The following is an 18489-nucleotide window of genomic DNA, read 5'->3' on the forward strand; positions in this document are numbered from 1 at the left end:
TTCACCCCGTGTCTCAATAGCGTAACGTTAAATGCTCGGCAACCGGTCCAAGCGCAATGACCGGAAGAAAGGTCAGCGCACCGATCAGAATGACAGTGCCGATCAACAAGAACGCGAACAGCGCATTGTCCGTCCGGAACGTCCCGATCGTCTCCGGCACCCATTGTTTCCGGGTCAACGATCCCGCAACGGCCAGCAGCGCGATCATCGAAATGTAGCGGCCGAAAAACATCACTAGACCGGTCGTGATATTCCAGAAAGGCGTATTATCCGCGAGCCCCTCGAAGCCGGAGCCGTTGTTGGCGGCAGACGACGTGTATTCGTACAGGACCTGCGATATGCCGTGAAAGCCTGGATTCGTGACGGCTCCCTTGCCGAGATCGGTCAGGAAAGCGATCGCCGTCGGCCCCAATATGATGAGCGGATGCGTCAAAACGGCAATGGCGATCAGCTTCATCTCGCGCGGCTCGATTTTTCGTCCGAGAAACTCGGGGGTTCGGCCGACCATCAATCCGCAGATGAATACGGCCAGAATCGCGTACATCAGCATATTGACCAAGCCGACGCCTTTGCCGCCGAACACGACGTTAAGCATCATTTCGGCCAGCGGCGCAAGGCCTCCGAGCGGCGTCAGCGTATCGTGCATGTTGTCGACCGAGCCGGTCGTCGCCGCCGTCGTCACGGTAGTGAACAGCGCGGATTGGGCGATCCCGAAGCGTACCTCCTTGCCTTCCATGCTGCCCTGCGAAGCGTCGATGCCAAGCGCGTTCAGCGCCGGATTTCCGCTCTTCTCCGCCGTATAGCCGACGGCAAGAAACACAAGAAACAGCGTCATCATCGCCGAAAAAATAACCCAGCCCTGCTTGCGGCTCTTCGCGAATCTGCCGTACATAAAAGGCAGCGCGGCGGACAGCATCCACATCGACAAAATTTCGATCACATTCGTCAGCCCGTTCGGATTCTCGAACGGATGCGCCGAGTTGGCGCCGAAAAAGCCGCCGCCGTTCGTTCCCAGATGTTTGATCGCTTCCAGCGAGGCGACAGGACCGATAGCGATCTGCTGCGCGGCGCCGGTCAATGTCGTGATCGAAAGCGTCGGATCGAGTGTTTGCGGTACATGCAGCGCGACGAGCAGCAGCGTCACGAGAAAGGCCAGCGGGAAAAAGACCCGCGTATGCGCCTTGACGAAATCTTCGAAGAAATTCCCTACGGTTCGGCCCTTGCTCGTAATCCCTCTGACGAAAGCGACGGCAACGGAGAAGCCGGTAGCCGCCGACGTAAACATCATCATCATGATGACCGCCATTTGCGAAAAATACGTCAGTCCCGTTTCCCCGCTGTAATGCTGAAGGTTCGTATTGGTGATGAAGCTTATTACCGTGTTCATGACCAGTGTCGGTTCCATATTGCCGATCTCGTTCGGGTTGAACGGCAGCCCGCCTTGCAGCCGCAATATCAGGTAACTGACAGCCACGAGCACGAAGTTGGTCGCAAGGAAGCTGAAGGCATACCGTTTCCAGCTCATGCCGACGCGCTGCTTCAGCCCGATGACGGCATAAATCGTTTTCTCCGCCCAGCCGAACAGCTTGTCGGTGCGATTGGGCTCATTCGAAAAGACGTGAAACAAATAATTGCCGAGCGGTTTGGCAATCAGCATCAAGATGCCGATGACGATGACGATTTGCAGCAAATCCATAGCCGTTCCTCCTTGAATTCAAGCGACCCCGCTTAAAACTTCTCCGGGTGCAGCAAGGCGTATATTAGGTAGAGCAGCACAGCGAAAGCCACGATCCATACGATCGTCATGACCGTTCTCCCTCCGTCTCCTCCACCGTTCTTCCGCACCAAATCGCAAATCCGGCAACAAGCGCAAACGCGGCGATCAACGTTACGGTCATCCACAGGTCCAGCATCACGTCACTCCCTTTCCGATTAATCGTTCAGGCGGCTGAGCAAAAATCCGACTTCCCCGGTCTGCGAGTATACGACGCAAGAAGCGCCAAGACTTTTATACACGGCCTCCGGATGCCTTGCACTCGTAATCACCATGATCGTTTTGACGGACCATCGGGCTGTCAGAAGCAAATACTGACAAGTGAGAGGCAAACTGGACTCGAAAATCATCAAGCGGCGGATCGGAAACGCCGGTGCCGAGACCTCTTTAGTATGGGTAGTTCTTACATGTAAAATGTCAGGAACACCAATTTGTTCGAGCAGCTTCGCTTCTTTCTTGTTATTCGTCAATGCCGCTACCGGCAGCTGTTTGTAAAGAAGCAGCCGAATGAAGGTTCTCCCCGCTTCATTCGATGCGGCAACCACGGTATGTCCTTGTTCCATAGGTTCCTCCCCCGGATATAAGGAAGAAGGCAACAAAAAGAAGCCTGGGGAAAGAGGAACCTTACCCGAGGCTTCCTTATCAAGACGCATGGTCCTGATCGCTCGCGACAAGTGTTGCCTCTCCGATACGCTTACGAGGTTAGCTGTCGGATTCGGGCGCGAGAGTCGCCCTACCCCCGGCACCGTTTTCGTGCCGGGCGATTCACCCCATGGGGCCGTTACGGCCCCTGTCGGTTCCCCCGCTTCTTCAATCGAGAATTCAGCGTCAATACGATCAAATGCTTCCTTGCTGCAGATTCGCTGACGGACGCGGGCGGTGAGAGTCGCCCGTCCTTCCGTCTTTCCCAAACGTTTCCGCGGTTGTCTTGCTCTCACACAAGCTCCATTCGGTTGTTGATTGGCCCGCCAGGCGGGAAATGCCGGCGGAAACAACGATTCGGATTATGACGTATCGTACTCGCTGGCCAAAAATCTGTAAAGCGACGCGCATCCGATATTCCATGGAATCCGCAACGCTGCGCTCTGAATAGCGTTTTCAAACCGGTGAATCTTCCCCATACTCGCATTTGCTCGCAATTATGGTGCTTTTCGTCGATTTTTATGGAAATTTTACACCCAGGAGCGGTTTATTTTATCGTATTTTTACGATAACCTAGAGTCACCATGAACGGGAAAGATAACGGGCGGGAAGTGAGAAGCGGTGCGCAAGCGGCAAGATATATGGATGACGTGGAGGTCCTACATCAGCATCACCCTGCTGATCGTTCTCATGACGGCAGCGTTGCAGCCGCTCGGGCTTGCCCTGGATTTGGTAAACATTGCGCTGATTTATTTGTTTCCGGTTCTTTTGAGCGCTGTTTTATGGGGCATTCGTCCCGCTATTTTTGCGACCGTCCTGGCCGTCCTGGCGTTTGACTTTTACTTCGTGCCGCCGTTATTAAGCTTTACCATAGCCGACTTGCGTTACCTGGTTTCGTTCGGCGTTTACTTGGCCGTAGCATGGTTAATCTCCAATCTGGCGGCCAGGCTCAAGCAGCAGCTCGTTTACGCCAAGAAGAGGGAGGCGCACACCGCCGCGCTCTATGAGCTTAGCCGGCAAATGAGCGCTATCACGGACATTCACGTTTTGCTGGAAAATGTCTCTCGCCAAATCTCACAATTCATCGGAACGGAGAACGCGATCTTCCTGCCGGACGACCGGAATCGGCTGGTACTTATCCACCGTTCGGCCACAAGCAGCGATTGGGGACTTGGCGAGTCGGAACGGGTGATTGCGAAGCTGGCGTTCGATCACGGCGAACCGGCCGGATACGGCTCCCGTACCTTGCGGGATACTCCGGGCTATTACCTGCCGCTGCGAACGGAGGATCGCGTATTCGGTGTTCTGGCGCTTAACCTGAAAGAGCGCAGCATCGGGCTTACCGCCGAACAGCAGCGGCTGCTCGAGGCGCTCGGCGGATTGGCGGCCAGCGGAATCGCTCGCGTGAAACTGGCCGAGGAGGCCAAGATCGCCCATTTGATGGCGGAATCGGAACGGCTTCGGACGGCCATCCTGGATTCGGTGTCCCATGAACTGCGAACTCCGCTCGCGGCCATAATCGGCTCGGCGACCGGGTTGATTCAGGGCGATCATCTGTTTACTTCGGAAGACCGCATGGAATTGCTCGTCACCATCCGGGATGGTGCGCTGCGCATGAATCGGCTTGTCATCAACCTGCTGAGCATGGTCCGGTTGGAAAGCGGCATGCTGTCTCTGCGGAAAAATTGGTGCGACGTAGAGGACCTGATCGGAGTGGTGCTGGCGCAGGTCAAGGAATTTCAGGAGCATCGCGAGCTGAAAGTCCGGCTGCCGGACAGCGCGCCCATGGTAGTGGGCGATGAGGTGCTGCTCGAGCAAATGCTGGTCAATGTGGTCGGCAATGCGATCAAATATAGTCCGGATTACAGCGAAATCGACATTGCGGTATCTACCGAGGAAGGCAGCTTGGTGATCGCCGTTTCCGACCAGGGGACCGGACTCGCCGACGAGGAATACGAACGAATTTTCGAAAAGTTTTACCGTGCGGATGCCACCAAACAAATAACCGGCACGGGATTGGGATTGGCCATTTGCAAAGGAATCGTGGAGCTGCACAACGGGACGATATCGGGCAAACGCAGGGAACCGCAAGGAAGCGTGATGACGATTGCCCTGCCGCTGCCCGAACAGAACGGATTGCACGCCATACCGACGGAAACGGGAACGGAGAGCGATGACCATGGGTGAGCAGGGAGCCCGGATATTGATTGTCGATGACGAGCCGCAAATCCGCAAGTTGTTGAAGGTGACGCTGCAAGCCCATCACTATGCGATCCATGAAGCGGCAACGGGCGAGGAAGGTGTCCAACAAGCTTCGCTGATTCATCCGGATTTGATCGTGCTTGATCTCGGCTTGCCGGATATGACCGGCCTGGAGGTCATGGGCCGCATTCGGGACTGGTCAAGCGCGCCGATCATTGTACTGACGGCCAAGGATCGCGAAGAAGACAAGATTGTCGCGCTGGATAGCGGCGCCGACGATTATGTAACCAAACCGTTCAGCATGGGCGAACTGGTGGCCCGCATTCGTGTGGCGCTGCGGCATGTGGCCAAATCGGTCAACGAGCCAGTCCTCCAGTTCGGCGAATTGGCCATCGATCTTGCACAGCGAATCGTGGAATTGAATGGCGAACGGGTCAAACTGACGCCGACCGAATACGACCTCTTGAAGGTTCTCGTAGCCAACGCCGGGAAGGTCGTGACCCAGCGGCAGCTGCTCCAGCAAGTATGGGGGAGCCAGCACAGCGAAGCCGAAAGCCACTACTTGCGGGTGTATATCGGGCACCTGCGCAAGAAGCTGGAGGAGAATTCGACGCAACCCAAATTGATCGTGACGGAACCCGGGATCGGCTATCGGTTTTCCCCTCGCGATTGATAAGCCGCTGCCGCCCCAAACATGCAAATAGGCCATAAAAGATGGCCTATTTGGTAATTCCCCCTTCGCCGCCCGATCAATAACGGATGATGACGCCAAGCGTCTCCCGCGGGGACTCGATCGACTGCCGGTACGCTTCCTTGATTTCGCCGAACGTGTATTGATGCGTAATCAGCGGGTGAAGGTTCAATCGGCGTTCCGCCAGCAAGCGGATAAATTCGGCGATATTGCGCCCTTCCGTCCAGCGCACGTACCCGTACGGGTAATCGATGCCTTTCTGCTCATAATTCGGGTCGCTCCGGCCGGGTCCGCCCGCTCGCGATATCGTAACGGTCGCTTCCTTGGCGAACAGGGCGTTGCGCTCAAAGGTCGTGTTCGTGTCGCCGACGATGACGATTTTGCCGCGGTCGCGCAGCCATTCCAGCCCCCGATCGATCATGCGCTCCGTCTTCGAGCCGGCGCAAATCATCACGCAGTCGGCGCCGTACCCGCCGGTGCGTCGGTCGACCTCCGCCTGCAGCTCCCCCGTCGTCCTGGCGGCGTATCCGCTCCCCGTACGGGCAAGCAGCTCGCAGCGCTCGGGCAGCAGATCCAGCGCAATGACCTGGCAGGCGGCGGCATGGGCGATCTGGGCGATCAGCTGCCCCAGGATGCCGAGTCCGGCGATCACGACCGTTTCGCCGAAGCGGAGATCGGCTTGCCGCAGCGCCTGCACGGCGATCGTGGCAACGCCGGTGAAAGCGGCCTCCAGCGGATCGACATGCGCCGGCACCGGCACGCACAGGTGCTTCGGGACGAGCACCCGCTCCGCGTGGGCGAATACGCCGTAGATCGCGACGCGCTGCCCGACTTGCGCATGCGTCACCTCCTTGCCCGCCTGCAGCACGACCCCCGTGCCGCTGTTGCCCAGCATCGTGGTCGCCTTGTTGCGCAGCAGCATCAATTCGGTGCCGGTGCTGAGGGCGGAATATTCCATTTGAACGAGAAGATAAGAATCCGGTACCGCGGCAATGTCGACATCGACGATTTCGACAACGCCCGCAACGCATTTTGCTGCTTTCATGTCAGGATTACCTCGCTTTTCTGATGGAACGTCTGTCGGGGTTGCCGGCCGTCATCCTTTGACCGCGCCGAGCGTAGCCCCTTCAATAATCGAACGCTGCAGGAAAATGAACATCAGCAAGGACGGAACCATCGCCATCATGACGCCGGCGAACAAGGTCACCCAGTCCGCGCTGTATTGCATCATCCGGTTGGCCGCATACATGTTGACGCCAATCGTATATTTGCTTTGGTCGCTCAAGTAAATGAACGGGGTCAGGAAGCTGTTGTACAGATGCAGGAACTTGAAAATCGCCACCGTCACGATGCCCGGCACCGCAAGCGGCACGATGATGCGGACGAACGTCTGGAACAAGGAGGAGCCGTCGATCGACGCGCTTTCTTCCAGCTCCTTCGGAATCGATTGCATGAACCCGCCGAGCAGCATCAAATAAAACACGCTTTCGCCGAAGCTCTCGAGAATGACGAGCCCGGTCAGGCTGTTCGTCAGATGCAGGTCCCGCATCAGCACGTATTGCGGCACCAGGGCATTGATTCCCGGCAGAAACAACGACAGCATGATGATGCCCCAGACCAAGGTTCTCCCGCGAAAAACAAGCCGGGTAAGCACATACGCGTTAAGCGTCGTAATTGCGATCCCGAGCAGCAAGCTCGCCCCCACGTAATACAACGTGTTGAGCAGGGCTTGGCCGATATGGTATTTCGTCCAGGCTTTCGAATAGTTCCCCCATTGCCATACGTCCGGAAGCGCCCATATGTCCTGAAAAAACTCGCGATTCGTTCGCAGCGACTCGTATACGATCCAGCCAAGCGGGAACAGAATGGTCAGCGCCCAAACCAGCAGCGCCAACACGCCCAGTACGTCTACCGCCCTTCGCCTTTCTTGCACGCGCTTGCCTCCTACGCCAATCGTGGTTAATATTCGTAAGCCCGGTTCGGCATGAATTTGTCCATCAGCAGCTTAATCGCGATCAGCAGCACGGACAACATCATGCCGATTGCCGAAGCATACCCGTAATTGTGGTATTCGTCCCCGAACGCCAGGTTAAACATGTACAACCCGATCACGTCCGTGGAACCCGCCGGCCCGCCGTTCGTCAGGATGAGCACCTTCTCGAAGCCGTTCAGCGCGCCAAGCGCGAGGAACAACATGCTAATGCGAATGATCGGCGTCATGAGCGGCAGCGTGATCCGAATCAGCCGGGTGCCGTGACCGGCGCCTTCGAGAATCGCGGATTCGTACAACGATTTGGGAATCGTCGCCATGGCGTTCATGAAAATGATGACGTACAAACCGACTCCTCCCCACACGTAAGGAGGGATAATCGCCCATAAGGCCGACTTCGTTTCGCCAAGCCAATAATACTTGCCGATCGGTACGCCGAGCAGCTTCAGCAAGCCGTTCAGCAGCCCGAATTGGCCGTCGTAGATAAACGCCCACAGCAGGGCGATCACCACCGTCGACAAAATATTGGGGAAAAAGAACAATACCTTGTAAAAAGCCGTTCCCGGATATGCCTTGTTGGTTAACAAGTACGCCAAAACCATGGCGATGACGATGACAAGCGGCGGCACCGTCAGCATAAAGATCAGGTTATGGGATAAGGCGGTCCATACGTTTCGGTCCTGGAAGAGGCGGACGAAATTGTCCGCCCCCACAAACGCCGGATCCGATATTCCGTCCCACTCCAGCAGCGAATAATACACCGACAGCAGATTGGGGTACAGCGTAAACAACACATAGCCGCCAAAAGCCGGGATCAACGCGATTGCGACGAAGATCCATTTTTGCGTCCGGTTCCGATCGAGCCACTTCGTCTTCGTTGCGTTCGCGCGCCGCTCCTCCTGCAAGCCGTTCACCCCTGCCTCCATTACTTGGCTTTGGCCTCCACCGCTTTTTTCATCAGCGCTTCGGCTTCCTGCAGCTTGGGCAGCGGATCTTGCTTGCCGGTCGCGATCTGCGAGGTGGCGTCGGTCATCACCTTCAACGCCTGCGCGTAAGCCGGATCGGTCAGCGCCGCGCGCGACTGATTGACGAGCATCACCTTGTTGCGGTTCATGTAGTCGAACATCGCTTTCGGAGCGTCCTGCAGCTGGGCGGCGCGAGCGGCGTCATCCATGAAGTCTTTGCGGATCGGCAGCAAGCCGCCCGTCTGCACGATTTGCGCTTGCACGTCCAGGCTCCACAGCCAGACGGTGAACTCTTTGGCCCACTTCTTGTTCAGCTCCGGCTTGGCCGCCCAAATGTATTGCCCGTTGCCGACGCTGGAGCGAATCCACTTCACGCTGTCCGGCTTGTCGCCCATCGGCACGGCCATGAATCCCCATTTGAAGTCCTTCGGCACGGCATCCTTCATTTCGTTCTGCACGTAAACGCCGGTGGATACCATCGCGGCTTCCCCTTGCAGCATTTGCATTTGCGCTTGCGTATGCGTAAGGGCGGCAACCCCGGCCGGAATATACCCCGATTTGCCGAGCGTGTAGATCCGGTTCCACAATTCAACGCTCTCCGGAGACAGGAACTGCGGCAGGTTGATGTTGCGGTAGTCGGTTTCGAACTTTTGCGCCGTGCCTTTCAGGTCGGCCAGCTCGAACAGTTTGGCCGGGCCGAACGCGTGGTCCATATAAGCCGGGAACTGGCCCGGATACGTGATCGGGATGATGTTTTGCGCTTTGATCGCTTGACAGAGCTGCAGGAACTCCTCCCACGTTTTCGGATTCTGGTTCCAGCCGTTTTTTTCGAACAGCGATTTGTTGTAAAAAAGTCCGTTGCCGCTGCCCGCAATCGGCAGGCTGTAGGTGATGCTGTTCACGCGCGGCGTGCTTTCGAAGCCGCCGGAAATCGCCAGCTCCTTCAGCGTTTTGCTGCCGCCGTCGTACGGCTTGCGGTTCCACAAATCCTCCATCGGCTCCAGCTTGCCCGCCGCCACAAGCGGATCGATGCCGCCCGTCACGCTGCCCGAAAACATGTCGAACATGTCGGCGTCGTTATTTGCCGACACCTTGACGCTGGTGATTTTCGTAATATCGGGGGAGTACGTGACATCGAAGCTGACGTTGGGAAATTTCTTCTTGAACGTGTCCATCGCATTATCGATATACGCCCGGCCCATCCCGCCTTCGAAAAAGCCGAACTTCAGCGTCACCTTCTGGTCCTTGGGCAGACCGTTCTCGGGGTACACGTTCGCTTGCGGCGAAGCGCTCGCCGCGCTTGATGCGCTTGACGCGCTTGGGGAAGGCGACGTCGAGGCTTCGCCGCCTCCTTTGGCGCACGCCGCTACTGTACACAGGAGCAGCGAGCTTGCCACCGTTAATGCGAGGCCGTTCGTTTTTGTTTTCATCTGTTTCACCTGTTCCATCCCCTTGTTTGAATTTACCGTTTACGAAGCTTTACGGAGCCTGATACATGACCAGGTCGTCCAGAAACACGTTGGTCGTCGCCTGCAGGTTGTTCACAACGCCGATGATTTGCACCCGCTTGACCGCTACGCCGTTTACTTCGGCCGGAATCGTGCTTTTGATCGAAACCGGCACCCACTGTCCCGCGGCAAAGCTCGAAATATTGACGGTCGGCGTTGCGATATACGTCGGCAGCGGATCGTTCTGGGCATTCATCAGGTTGAGGCGCAGCTGCACGTTGCCGCTTGGCGCAACGCCGGTCGGCAGCTTGATCCACATCCGGGCGGCGAACGCTCCCGAGGATACCGCATAGCCTTGAAGCGGACCGCCGCGCGTGACGCCTTGCACCTGCAAGCTTGCGCTGCCGGTACGGGCATCCGATGCGGAGCGTCCGATGGTGCCGTCGGCATACTTGTTGTAATACAACCAATTCGTTGCCGGGTTCGTTCCGGATTCGAACGATGGGTTCAGCGCCAGCGATTGCCCGGCTGCCCCGTTCAGCACCATCGCCATGTCGGTGCGCATGGACTCGTCGGCCGATCCTTCGGACAGCTTGTCGACCAGCTCCGTCACCGGTCCGCCAGTCGGCTCGTTCGCCGCCAGGTAATCGACCAGCCCCCAGTAGCGGTCATTGCTCATCGTGATTTGGCTCGCAGCCGGCGGCTGGTAGAACACGACGTCGTCCAGGTACACCTTTTCGGTCAATTCCAGTCCGGTCAAGGTCGGAATGATCGTGGCATACTTCACTTGTTTGCCGGCATACGTCTCCGGAATCGTGTCCATAATGTCGAGCGACGCCCATCCGCCCCCATAAAACCTCAGCGTGTTCAGCTCCGAAAGAATTTGGCCGCTCGTCGGCGCTTTGTTCGCATCAAGCAGATTGAACGAAAGCTGCAGCGTCGACTGCGTATTCAGGTTCGGCGCCTTGAAAAACACGCGGGCCGCGAATAACCCCGGTTGTACGGCAAACGTCTGTTGCGGACCGCCGCGCGTAATGCCGGTCGCCATGACGCTGGCGCTTCCCGTGCGGGCTTCAGTCGTCGTCCGCTGGAAATTGCCGATCGCGGCCGTTTTGTTCCAGAAGCTCCATCCGGACGGCGCGCTTGTCGCTGTTGTTCCCTGCGTTTCGTAAGAACCGTTCGTCGCCGACGAAGCACCGTACGCCGCCTGCAGCAGCAAACTCATGTAGCTGCGGATGTTGGCCGAATCGGCGAAGTCGACGAGCAGCTGCACCATCGTTTTGATCGGCCCGCCGGACGGCTCATTGGCGCGCAAATAATCGGCCAGCTTGAACAAACGCTCGGCTTCCCAGCTCGACCAGAGCAGGCCTTTCACGCGCGGGTCGATCGTCATCTTCAGCAGCGGATCGGTGCTGTAATCGTCGATCAGTTGGAAATGCCGCACATTTTCGGACAAGCGGGTATCCTGCATGTCGAACACTTCGTTCAGCATGGCGGCCGCATCGGACGCATTCGCAATCGTTCCGGCTGGCTTCGGATAACTGAGCACGGACGCCTCGTAATATTCGAACGCATCCAGCAGCACTTGCGCGCGTGCCGCCTCCTCCGGCGTTTGCGTCAGCGCCAGTGTCTGTTCGAGCCAGGCTCTGCTGTCCGCCACGTCCTGATCGGTAGTCAGGCGCATGTAATATTCTTGCGGCGGACGGAGATACGTCAGCACCTTCTCTGTCTCGAACCACGGGGAACCGACGATACGATTCGTCCAGAAGTCTTCCCAATGGTCGTAATACTGCTTCAACACCGGTGCGGCGAGCGGACCGACGGCCTTCTCGTACCATTCGTTCTCCAGATCGGTTGCCGATTGGTCCGGATTCCACTGCAGCTTGGCCGATACCCAAGGCTTCGGTCCTTCCCCCCAACTGGGGTAAAGCTCCGAATACAAGGCGGCGACATTGTGATCGGCCGCGTATTGATAGTTCTCCGCCATCCGGTTCATATAGATGCGCGGAATCGGGTAGAACGAGCCGTATATGTAATCGTACCAGCCGATCCGTTCCGCCTTCAGGCTCCAATCCGCCGTCATTTGCTCGCCTTCCTCGCGAACGTCTTCATCGATCCAGGCCATCCGGTCCTTGGTCAGGAAAGGAACGACGTGGGAGTTCAGCGGGAAGCTCGGCGGGTCCTGCACCTCGTAGTAGGCGAGCAGCCCGAAGTATTTGTCCGGATGTACGGCAAGCACCAGCTCGACAACTTCGTTGACCCAGTTGTAATAAATGTCGGACATGTTGACTTTGCCGAGCGAATTGAATGTGCCCGGATAGTTCGGATGGCTCGGATTCGCTTCGCAGAAACCGCTCGAGTCGTTGACGCCAAGCGAAAACGATGTCTCCTCCGGATGATCGTTGAAATACTGAATAATCTGGTTCGCCGCAATCGTGATCGTGATCGGCTCGGAGAAACACGGCTGCCAGGAGGTGAGCTTGCCGCTGGAAACGGACGTCCAGGCACCGGTGCCTGCGGCCGGATATATTTCCGGATACGTACTCCCGTAAACCGAATACGGGAACAGGCTCCACAGGTTATGGTGGAAGCTGATGCGCCAATGCATCTTGTTGCGCGTCGCCCACTCGTAGCCCGTCGGTCCGGTCGCCTTGGCCGGGTCGTACATCGGGCTGAATACCCGGTGGAAAAACGCGGGTTCATCCGACACATCGCCGATCGGGATGAGCAGCGAGCTGTGCGCGGGTACGTCTTCGCCCACTTCCGTAGGCATCAGCCAGCTGACGCCGACGAAACGTTCGAGGAAATCGTAAACGCCAAACTGCGTTCCCCAGGCGGTCGGGCCCATAATGGTCAGGTGATCCGCAGCCGCCCGGATCAGGAAGCCGTCGTCGTCCAGAGCGGCGACGAGCGCGGGCACATCGGTATCCCCCGGCTCTCCGTTCCAGCCGACATAGATGCGTTTCATTCCGTCGTAAACGCTTCCACTTACGGACAGCTGAGCGTCCGTCATCACGGGCAACACGGCTGTTGTCGACTTCTCCACGTAAGCCGCCAGCAACTGTGCGGCGTCGTTCGTCCGGGCATCCCCGTATACCGCCGATGTAACAATGATCGCTTGCGGTGCGCCAGACGCGACGATGCTCACGTCGCTGTCGGCCGATACCGGGGGTGCCGATATCCAAGCAGCTCCCGCCGCGCCGGCAACAAGCAAGCAATAAGACAACCAGATCAGGACGGAGTTGCGTCGTTCCTGCAGCCAACGTTTCATTTGGCATTCTTCCTCTCTTATTGGACTTGGCGTAGGTCCGAATGTCAGGAAGTCACTTCCCTGACCAATGTGCCTCCGATATACCACGGCCCCGTTTCGGCATGCGAATAGTAGTACGACACGAGAATTTGCCCGTCCTCCACCTCGACAAGGCCGGTGTAGCCGAGATCGTAGCAGCCGCCGTCGTCGCGAAGCACGATTTCCGTCGTCGTGTCGATGTCGCTGCATTCCGGATTCATGATGACCGCACGAATGCCGTAAGGCTTCAACCGGTAGCCGTAGGCCATCATGACATTTCCGCTGCGAAGGCGCAGCAGGTAAGGCGGATTCGGGGAAAATAACGGCGTTGCCCTCGGCTTGCTCCACGTGACGCCTCCGTCGAGCGATTCGCACATGAAGATCGGGAATTTGATGCCTTCTTCGCCCGGCGCCACTTCCCGTTTCATCGTGCGCATGAAACAGACCATTTTGCCCGCTTCGGTCTGGTAGATGGCCGGCTCGAACAAATGGTATCCGGCGTCTTCGCGGAACGAGCCGATTTCGCTCCACGTCTGCCCGCGGTCCGGCGAGCGCAGGATCGTCACGACGGAAGTATCGCCGCCGCCCGACAAATTGCCGTAAGCCGCTGCCAGCAGGGAGCCGTCCTCCTGCTCCAGCACTTTGCCTCGCAGGGCCAGATGCTTCGAAACGAGCTGCGGAGCATCCCATGTCTTGCCGTTGTCCGTCGAACGAATGGAGTGAACCCCCATGTAGCGGTGAATGTAACGGTCGTGAATGTAGAACTTGACGTTGCTGTGGTCCTCCACGTCTTCCTTCTCCAGCACCTTCCAGATGAAAAACGTGCAGAAGATCGTGCCGTCCTTCAGCACGGTCAGCGCCGGATCCATCACGCCGTAGAAATAGTCGTCGTGAAGCAGCTGCGGTTTGCCGTCCCAGTGAATGCCGTCCTGCGAAGTGACGAATACGGCGATGGAGGCCGGGTCCACGTGGGAGTTGACGCCGAAAATATGCTGCCAGTCGGCAGCCTGGCGGAACGCAATCATGTAGCTGCCGTCGGCCAGCTTCGCTGCGGAAGTGAAGCAGTTGTAGTACTCGTTGCGCACGATTTCCAGATGCTGCGCGATTTCCAGTCGAGTCATGGTTTCAAGTCCCCTTGGTATGTAGTTGGAATATGTACGATAAAGCCTTTGATCCGGTGAACGGTAAGGAGGTCGTCAGCTATGTTTCACTTTTACTTTATATATTTACTTTACATCGGAATTCACCTCATTTATATACAGTACATATAAAGTAATAATTTCCTTTATCATACCCTCGCTCCCCTGCGATGTCAATGCACAAATTAACCGCGCCTCTGCGAGTTGCCTCCCTTGTCCGCAAAATGAAAAACAGCCCCCCGATAGTCGGCAGAGCTGTATCATACTTCCATTATTTAGCCAAAGGCATACTGTGAAGCTCTTCTGCCAGCCGATCGCAGAACCTTTCTTCGTCAAGGATGCCGGACCAATATTGCTTCAGCAGTTGACGAACGGTTTCGAGCGCCTGCACCGGCAGCCGCAAGTCCTCCTGTGTCTTTAGCGTGGGAAGAATTTCGCGAAACATGGCGTATCTGGACGGCCGGTTGATCGGATCCGCGGGCGAGGAGACAATCGATTCGGCGACGGTCTTCATGCTCGGAATGCTTACGGTGGCGGCCGCGACAATCCGCTGCGCCTCCTCCGAGCCGAAGAAAGCGGCAAGCTTGTGGGCCGCCTCTTTCACCTTCGATGCCCGATTGACCGCCACGCCGAACATAACCGCCAGCGTGCCGGGCTGTTCGATAAACGGCAACGGCGAAATATCGTACTCCAGCGCCGTTTCTTTCAGGTCGTTCATGGCAAAGTAAGTCGCCAGAATCATCGACACCTTGCCCTCGGCGAATAAGCGGGTCGTGTCGTCGTTGTTCTCCGACATATAGTGGGAGAAAGCCTGCTGGTTGCGGATGATCGCCATGCATTGCCGCACGGCGCGGATCAGCTTCTCCCGGTCGAAGGCATACGTTCCGTCGCGCTGCCGGGCGAAAGCCACGCCGCTTTGCAGGAAAAACACCGGCCATCTGTTTTCCGAAATGGGATGAAAACAAAGGCCGTGCCTTCCCGCTCCGGTTGTAAGCGCGGTAGCCTGGCTGACCGCATCGGACCATCGCCAGCTGCTGTCCGGCTCGGGAACGCCGGCTTCGCGGAAATGCGCCTTGTTGTACAACAGGACGACCGGGGTGAAGGATACGGGATGGGCGTACAGCTTCCCCTGCCGGGAGAACGTGGCCGACAAGAACGGATACGCGCCGGTCGGCTCGTGAATTTCGTCCAGCATGGACACGGCGCCCGACTCGTCGAGCAACTGAAACGTAGCGTTGTTCAAGGTAATGACGTCCAGCATGCCTTGCTTCAAATAACCTTCCATCATCTCCACGCTGGGGCTGGCGGGAAGCGCAAACGTCTTCACGCGAATGGCCGGATACAAGGTCTGGAAAACGTCCAGCAGTTCCTTGAGCGCAAGGTCGCGCGGGATCGACGGGAAGTAGCCGAGCGAAATGTGCTGATACGTCTGGCCGGCCTTCTCCGTCACTTTGCTGCCGACACGGTGAACCTTGACGATCAGGCCTTCCGCCACAAGCTGGTCGAGGCCGCTCCTGACCGACTTGTTGCTGAGCTTGAACCGCTCGACGAGAACTTCCTCGGAAGGCAAAAAATCGCCGGCGCGATAATGCCCTTGTATCATATCGTTGCGAAGCGATTGGATCATATAATCCAGCTTGTCGCGAAATGTACTGCGGCTTGGTTTTCGACTCAAAATAAAACGCTCCTCTAATCACCGATACTGTACATCTACGGTAAAAATTCAATTTCCTTTTGCTTATTGTACAGTAAAAACGCTTTTCATACCACTTTTTGCCGACATATGGGCGGACTAGGCTCGCCGGTCAGCGGCTGCGCGGGGTGGCCCGGTGGCAGGCATAACGGGAAAACCTCCCGTTATTTTTTCGCTTTTTGCTGAAAAACACAAAATAGCTGGAAAACCTCCTTTTATTTGGCCGCCAATCCCCGCTTTTCGGATAAATGTCGAAAATTAACGGGACGTTTTCCTGTTATTTTGGCGAATCGACAGTTTTGACGAGAAATAACGGGAGGTTTTCCTGTTATTCGTCTTCGGGGGCCGGGCGCTCTTCCCCCGACCGGCGGTTCATGTGCGACATATGCGCCACCCCCCAGTCGCTTACGCACCTGCAGGACGGGGCTGATCCCTTTGCCGTATTCCGTAATCGAGTATTCCACCTTCGGAGGAACCTGGTTGTACACCTCGCGGTGAACGATGTCGTTGTGCTCGAGCTCCTTCAATTGTTGGGCGAGCATCTTTTTGTTGATGTCCGGTATCGTTTTCTGGAGCTCGCTGAACCGCATCGTGCCATTGGCAAACAGCCGAAGCAGAATCAAAGGCTTCCACTTGCCCACCAGAATCTCAAGCGCCTTTTCAAATTGGCAAAATGTTGCCATCGCGCTCCTCCTTTATTCGGCCAAAAGATATAGGTAACTTATTGTTTACCAGGTAAATATTTAGTGCCTACTTCCCTGCCGCGAACGGTATGATCTATTATGCATCTAGGGCGTGTCTGAACACTCCGAGGACAGCAGATTGGGCCGAATTTTCGTTCCATGCAAGGCAGTTTTGTGCAGGCGTACCGGGGTACGTCAAACAAAAGTAACGCAGCAGGGGGCGAAAAGGCGGTGAAAGATGCACCTGAGCGGGTGTTCAGACACGCCCCGGCAAGGATCGAGCACAACAACCGACGGGAGTGAGCGACGGATGAATATCGCGCTTTGGATCGTGCAGGGAATCGCTGCGCTGGGGTTCGTTTATTCGGGCTGGCTGAAAGCGGTGCAATACGATTCGGCCAAACAGTCGTGGAAGTGGGTAAAGGATGTGCCGCGCGCGCTTGTCGCCTTCATCGGCTTTGCCGAATTGCTCGGCGCGCTGGGGCTGATCGTGCCGCAAGCGGCGACGATCGCTCCGGCGCTGACGCCGATTGCCGCGGCGGGGCTCGGCGCCATAGTGCTGCTCGGAGCCGTCTTCCACGCCATGCGCAAGGAGTACCGCGAAATCGGCGTCAACGCCGTGTTTCTGGCACTCGTTTTGTTTGTGCTGATCGGCCGGCTGCTGACGGCATAATCGTTTGCCGCCGGTCTCACTTAAAATAGCCCATGAAAAATGACTTATTCGCGCCATTTCGCGCGGATCATGGAAAATAGCCAGCGAATTCACTGGCTATTTTGCTCAAGCAGCCGCAAAATGGCGGTTTTCTGTCGAATAGCCAGCGATTTTACTGGCTATTTTTTGCTTGCCCGCCATTTTGGGCGAAATAGCCAATCAAACATGGCTTATTTCGCCTTCGCCTCCGCCTCTGACGCCGCGGCAAGCCCGCACGCCTGCGCGATCAGGCGGTACGACTTCACCCGCGCCGCCGGATCGTAGATCGGCGATACGATCAGCAGCTCATCCGCCTGGTACGCGTCGCGGAGCGCCAGCAGCCGCTGCTTCACCTGCTCCGGCGTACCGACGATGCGCCGTTTGCGCGCATTGTTGATGCGCAGTAAATCATACTCCGTATAATTGTAATCGAGCGCCGTTTGCACCGACGGGAACTTGCGCAGAAACTGCCCGCTCTCCAGCAGCAGAAAAAACAGATCCGTGCTCGTCGCCAGCAAGTTCGCTTCCGCCTCCGTCTCCGCGCAGATCGCCAGCACCGCCGCCATCGCCCGCGGCTGTTCGTTCAAATACGACGGCCGGAAATGCCGCCGATAATCATCGATCGTCTCCTCCCCGCCCGGCACGCCGAAAAACTGCGCAAACGCAAACGCGATCCCCTGCATCGCGGCAATGCGCGCGCTTTCGCCGCTGGAGCCGAGCAGCCACATGTCCGGCGCCGTAGGAATGCCAGGCGACACGTGCAGCGAAGCAAAGGGATGGCCGGCGGGCAGCCGGTTGTTCAGGTACCCGGCCAGATCGGCGACCTGCTCGGGGTACCTTGTGACAACGTCGATTTGTTTGTCTTCCTGAAGCGCCCGCGTCGCCAGCGGCATCCCGCCCGGCGCGCGGCCAAGCCCAAGATCGATGCGCCCGGGATGAAGCGCTTCGAGCAGGCGGAAATTTTCCGCCACCTTGTAGGCGCTGTAATGCGGCAGCATGATGCCGCCGGAGCCGACGCGGATGCGGGAAGTAGCCGCCGCCACGTGGGCGATCATGATTTCCGGACTGGAGTGGGCCAGCATTTCGCCGGCGTGGTGCTCGGACATCCAGAACCGCCCGTAGCCGAGCCGCTCCGCCTCCTGCGCCAGCGCCGTCGTTTCCGCCAGCGCGTCCGCCGCCGTGCGGCCTTCGCCGATTTGAGTTTGATCCAATATGCCCAGCTTGATCATACGCTCACCTCAAGTTGACTGTATCAAAATCGGCGATAGCGGTCAAAAAAACG

Annotated in this window: 15 protein-coding genes and 1 riboswitch; of the genes, 3 read left to right on the forward strand and 12 right to left on the reverse strand. The window is 57.3% G+C overall.

All coding sequences use genetic code 11. From position 1 onward, the window contains the following. Window positions 1-13 precede the first annotated feature (13 nt). From kdpA to EXY20_RS03690, 3 genes are all read right to left on the reverse strand, one after another. Window positions 14-1696, reverse strand: coding sequence for a potassium-transporting ATPase subunit KdpA (gene kdpA, locus EXY20_RS03680; RefSeq protein ID WP_135547799.1), 1683 nt, complete (start codon window positions 1694-1696; stop codon window positions 14-16). A gap of 32 nt (window positions 1697-1728) precedes the next feature. After that, window positions 1729-1806: a potassium-transporting ATPase subunit F gene (locus EXY20_RS40570; RefSeq protein WP_407944892.1), complete on the reverse strand. Its 78-nt coding sequence runs from the start codon at window positions 1804-1806 to the stop codon at window positions 1729-1731. Window positions 1807-1932: 126 nt separating this feature from the next. Continuing rightward, complete coding sequence (locus EXY20_RS03690; RefSeq protein ID WP_135547803.1) at window positions 1933-2448, reverse strand: hypothetical protein; 516 nt, start codon at window positions 2446-2448, stop codon at window positions 1933-1935. A 2-nt stretch (window positions 2449-2450) separates the two neighbouring features. Then, window positions 2451-2612, reverse strand: a riboswitch (cyclic di-AMP (ydaO/yuaA leader). Window positions 2613-3037: 425 nt separating this feature from the next. Between EXY20_RS03690 and EXY20_RS03695 the strand changes: the two genes are divergently transcribed. Together EXY20_RS03695 and EXY20_RS03700 are read left to right on the forward strand one after the other, a co-directional pair. Then, complete coding sequence (locus EXY20_RS03695; protein WP_235885341.1) at window positions 3038-4603, forward strand: ATP-binding protein; 1566 nt, start codon at window positions 3038-3040, stop codon at window positions 4601-4603. Continuing rightward, complete coding sequence (locus tag EXY20_RS03700) at window positions 4590-5291, forward strand: response regulator (RefSeq protein ID WP_135547805.1); 702 nt, start codon at window positions 4590-4592, stop codon at window positions 5289-5291. The genes EXY20_RS03695 and EXY20_RS03700 overlap by 14 nt, the downstream gene beginning before the upstream one ends. A gap of 76 nt (window positions 5292-5367) precedes the next feature. Here EXY20_RS03700 and EXY20_RS03705 read toward each other — a convergent pair whose 3' ends face one another. From EXY20_RS03705 to EXY20_RS03740, 8 genes are all read right to left on the reverse strand, one after another. After that, a complete protein-coding gene (locus EXY20_RS03705; RefSeq protein ID WP_135547807.1) occupies window positions 5368-6354 on the reverse strand; it encodes a zinc-dependent alcohol dehydrogenase in 987 nt (328 codons plus the stop codon). A gap of 51 nt (window positions 6355-6405) precedes the next feature. Next, entirely contained in the window at window positions 6406-7242 is an 837-nt protein-coding gene (locus EXY20_RS03710) for a carbohydrate ABC transporter permease (RefSeq protein WP_135547809.1), read from the reverse strand. 26 nt (window positions 7243-7268) lie between these two features. Beyond that, window positions 7269-8225: a carbohydrate ABC transporter permease gene (locus EXY20_RS03715; protein WP_135547811.1), complete on the reverse strand. Its 957-nt coding sequence runs from the start codon at window positions 8223-8225 to the stop codon at window positions 7269-7271. Next, entirely contained in the window at window positions 8225-9694 is a 1470-nt protein-coding gene (locus EXY20_RS03720; RefSeq protein ID WP_235885364.1) for an extracellular solute-binding protein, read from the reverse strand. Before EXY20_RS03720 ends, EXY20_RS03715 begins: the two co-directional genes overlap by 1 nt. A 49-nt stretch (window positions 9695-9743) precedes the next feature. Beyond that, a complete protein-coding gene (locus EXY20_RS03725) occupies window positions 9744-12983 on the reverse strand; it encodes a DUF4838 domain-containing protein (protein WP_167858964.1) in 3240 nt (1079 codons plus the stop codon). 44 nt (window positions 12984-13027) lie between these two features. Continuing rightward, window positions 13028-14122, reverse strand: coding sequence for a sialidase family protein (locus EXY20_RS03730; RefSeq protein ID WP_135547817.1), 1095 nt, complete (start codon window positions 14120-14122; stop codon window positions 13028-13030). A gap of 289 nt (window positions 14123-14411) precedes the next feature. Further along, window positions 14412-15815, reverse strand: coding sequence for an extracellular solute-binding protein (locus EXY20_RS03735; protein ID WP_135547819.1), 1404 nt, complete (start codon window positions 15813-15815; stop codon window positions 14412-14414). 233 nt (window positions 15816-16048) lie between these two features. Beyond that, window positions 16049-16516: a winged helix-turn-helix transcriptional regulator gene (locus tag EXY20_RS03740; RefSeq protein ID WP_328592486.1), complete on the reverse strand. Its 468-nt coding sequence runs from the start codon at window positions 16514-16516 to the stop codon at window positions 16049-16051. A gap of 310 nt (window positions 16517-16826) precedes the next feature. On the opposite strand from EXY20_RS03740, the gene EXY20_RS03745 reads away from it, so the two are divergent. Continuing rightward, window positions 16827-17189, forward strand: coding sequence for a DoxX family protein (locus EXY20_RS03745; RefSeq protein ID WP_135547821.1), 363 nt, complete (start codon window positions 16827-16829; stop codon window positions 17187-17189). A gap of 209 nt (window positions 17190-17398) precedes the next feature. Here the strand turns inward: EXY20_RS03745 and EXY20_RS03750 are convergent, their stop codons facing one another. Beyond that, window positions 17399-18436 carry an LLM class flavin-dependent oxidoreductase gene (locus EXY20_RS03750; RefSeq protein ID WP_135547823.1) on the reverse strand — a complete coding sequence of 346 codons (1038 nt, stop codon included), beginning with the start codon at window positions 18434-18436 and terminating at the stop codon, window positions 17399-17401. Window positions 18437-18489 lie beyond the last annotated feature (53 nt).

Origin of the sequence: Paenibacillus cymbidii, assembly GCF_004764705.1 — a bacterium.
GTDB lineage: Bacteria > Bacillota > Bacilli > Paenibacillales > NBRC-103111 > Paenibacillus_AN > Paenibacillus_AN cymbidii.